This window comes from Streptococcus parasanguinis (assembly GCF_001074805.1).
In the GTDB taxonomy this organism is placed as follows: Bacteria; Bacillota; Bacilli; order Lactobacillales; family Streptococcaceae; genus Streptococcus; species Streptococcus parasanguinis_A.
The window spans coordinates 1-2,576 of record NZ_JUPI01000056.1; the positions used below are offsets into that span (position 1 = coordinate 1).

A 2,576-nucleotide genomic window follows, 5' to 3' on the forward strand; every position below is an offset into this window, starting at 1 on the left:
CCACTCAACCACTGCGTCTTGCTCGACAATCCAAAAATAATTGAGAGGCTAGGACTTTTGTCCTAGCCTCTTTACTCTTGTTTCTTAATAAAGATCTAAATAGTTGTCTACTTCCCATTGAGATACGAAAGTCGCATAGCTTGCCCATTCGATTCGTTTGGCTTCAAGGAAGCTGGTGTAGATGTGTTCACCCAAAGCAGCTTTCACCACTTCGTCTTCTGTCAAGGCTTTCAAGGCATTGTGAAGGGTAGAAGGGAGATCTGTGATTCCAGCTGCTCTACGTTCTTCCGGTGTCATCACATAGATATTTTCTTCGATCGGAGCAGGTGCTTCGATTTTATTTTCAATCCCGTGAAGGCCGACTTCAAGCAAGACTGCCAAGGCTACATAAGGATTGGCCATTGGGTCTACGGAACGCAATTCCAAACGAGTTCCCATACCACGTGATGCTGGTACACGTACCAATGGGGAACGGTTGCGACCTGCCCAAGCGATATAAACGGGTGCTTCATATCCAGGAACCAAACGTTTATAAGAGTTGACGGTTGGATTGGTCACAGCTGTAAAGTTGTAGGCATGCTTGATCAAACCACCCAAGAAGTGATAAGCAGTTTCTGACAATTGCATTCCACGTGGATCTTCTGGATCAAAGAAGGCATTGTTGCCATCTTGGTCAAAGAGAGACATATTACAGTGCATACCTGATCCGGCAATTCCAAATTTTGGTTTGGCCATAAAGGTTGCATACAAGCCGTGTTTACGAGCGATGGTCTTCACAACGAGTTTAAAGATTTGGATCTTGTCACAAGCGCGAAGAACTTCGTCATACTTAAAGTCGATTTCATGCTGACCAACGGCTACTTCGTGGTGGCTAGCTTCTACTTCAAAGCCCATCTTGGTCAAGACATTTACGATTTCACGACGAGTGTTATCTGCAAGGTCTGTTGGAGCCAAGTCAAAATAGCCACCTTTGTCATTTACTTCAAGAGTTGGATCTCCATTTTCGTCCAACTTAAAGAGGAAGAATTCTGGTTCTGGTCCAAGGTTAAAGGATTTGAATCCAAGTTTTTCCATATGACGAAGGGCACGTTTCAAGTTGCCACGTGGATCTCCTGCAAATGGTTCCCCTTCTGTCGTATAGACATCACAGATCAAGCCAGCTACGCTACCATTTTCATCTCCCCAAGGGAAGACTGTCCATGTATCCAAATCTGGGTAAAGATACATATCTGACTCGTTGATACGGACAAATCCTTCGATAGAAGAACCATCAAACATGGCTTTGTTTGAAAGAACCTTGTCCAGTTGCTCATCGGTAGCTGGAATTTCGACGTTCTTCATGGTTCCCAAAATATCAGAGAACATCAAGCGAATAAAAGTAACATTTTTTTCTTTTACTTCACGGCGAATATCTGCAGCAGTAATTGACATTTTTGTCTCCTTAAAATAGATTACAAGCTTATGAAATGATCAACGAAATTGACCATATGGCGATGGGGAAGATGTGAAGCGACTTTGCTGAAGAATGTCACGATGAAGAGCCTTACGGATCTCTTCTTGACTGACAACCTTGGTTTGCTCTTGCTCTTTTTCCGCATATTTTTTCTTAATATCCGCAATATTGAAGCCATCTGAGATATAATCTTTGATCTCAAGCAAGCGGTCCATATCGTCCAACGAATACATGCGGCGATTGCCTTCTGTCCGATCAGGAGAAATCAATCCCTGATCTTCATAATAACGAATCTGGCGAGCTGTCAAGTCGGTTAACTTCATAACACTTCCGATCGGAAAGACTGCCAGCGAGCGTCGTAATTCCTTTTCCTTCATACCATTCCTCTTTCTATTCTATTATATCGAAAAAAAAATCTATGTCAAGATTAAATGTTACATAATCTTACATAGGTTTTTTGTACTTCTTGAGAAAATCTCGAATACGATCGACATCCGAATTGACCAAAATCGCAACAAAAACGCCGATAAAGGTCTCAAATATTCGGGCAAAAACATACAAGAAGGTTTCTCCGTTAGGAATCGAGAGGGTAATAATCAGCATTGCCGAAACTCCTCCGATAATTCCTGCTTTATTATTCATAGCGACATTTGTCATAATGGTTAACATGGTCGCAATTGGGACAAAAATCAGAGTCACCCAATACGCCCCATGAAAGAGCGTTTTTAAAAGGAAGAACAAAACAGCATAAAAGCCTCCGATACTATTGCCCATGACACGCGAAGCCCCGAAGTGGACACTCTTATCAAAGTCTTCCCTCAAACTAAAAACAGCTGTCAAGGTCCCGATCTGAAGGCCGCGCCAGCCAAATATTCCAAAAATAAGTAGTACAATAAAAACGGCAATACCTGTTTTAAAGGTTCTCATCCCCAAACGGAATTTGGACCAATCAAATTTGTGTCGTTTAAAGTAATCCATGGTCACCTATCTTTCTATCTCTATTATTCTACCATATTTTCAGAACGGAGAGAACAGTTAAAATAGAAAGAAAAGAGAGTGAGACAGAAATCGGTAATTCGTTAGAATTCGATTTCGTCGTCCCACCTCCGCACAGTTGAGTAGG

General features: G+C 42.0%; 3 protein-coding genes. All 3 read right to left on the bottom strand.

Annotated features, from left to right (window positions below):
* Positions 1-84 precede the first annotated feature (84 nt).
* Complete coding sequence (gene glnA / locus ADI76_RS04115) at positions 85-1,431, bottom strand: type I glutamate--ammonia ligase (protein ID WP_023919214.1); 1,347 nt, start codon at positions 1,429-1,431, stop codon at positions 85-87.
* Between the two features lie 39 nt (positions 1,432-1,470).
* The gene (locus ADI76_RS04120; RefSeq protein ID WP_003008872.1) at positions 1,471-1,830 is read right to left on the bottom strand and encodes a MerR family transcriptional regulator; all 360 of its coding nucleotides are present in this window, start codon (positions 1,828-1,830) and stop codon (positions 1,471-1,473) included.
* A 67-nt stretch (positions 1,831-1,897) separates the two neighbouring features.
* Positions 1,898-2,431, bottom strand: coding sequence for an FUSC family protein (locus ADI76_RS04125; RefSeq protein ID WP_024055322.1), 534 nt, complete (start codon positions 2,429-2,431; stop codon positions 1,898-1,900).
* Positions 2,432-2,576 lie beyond the last annotated feature (145 nt).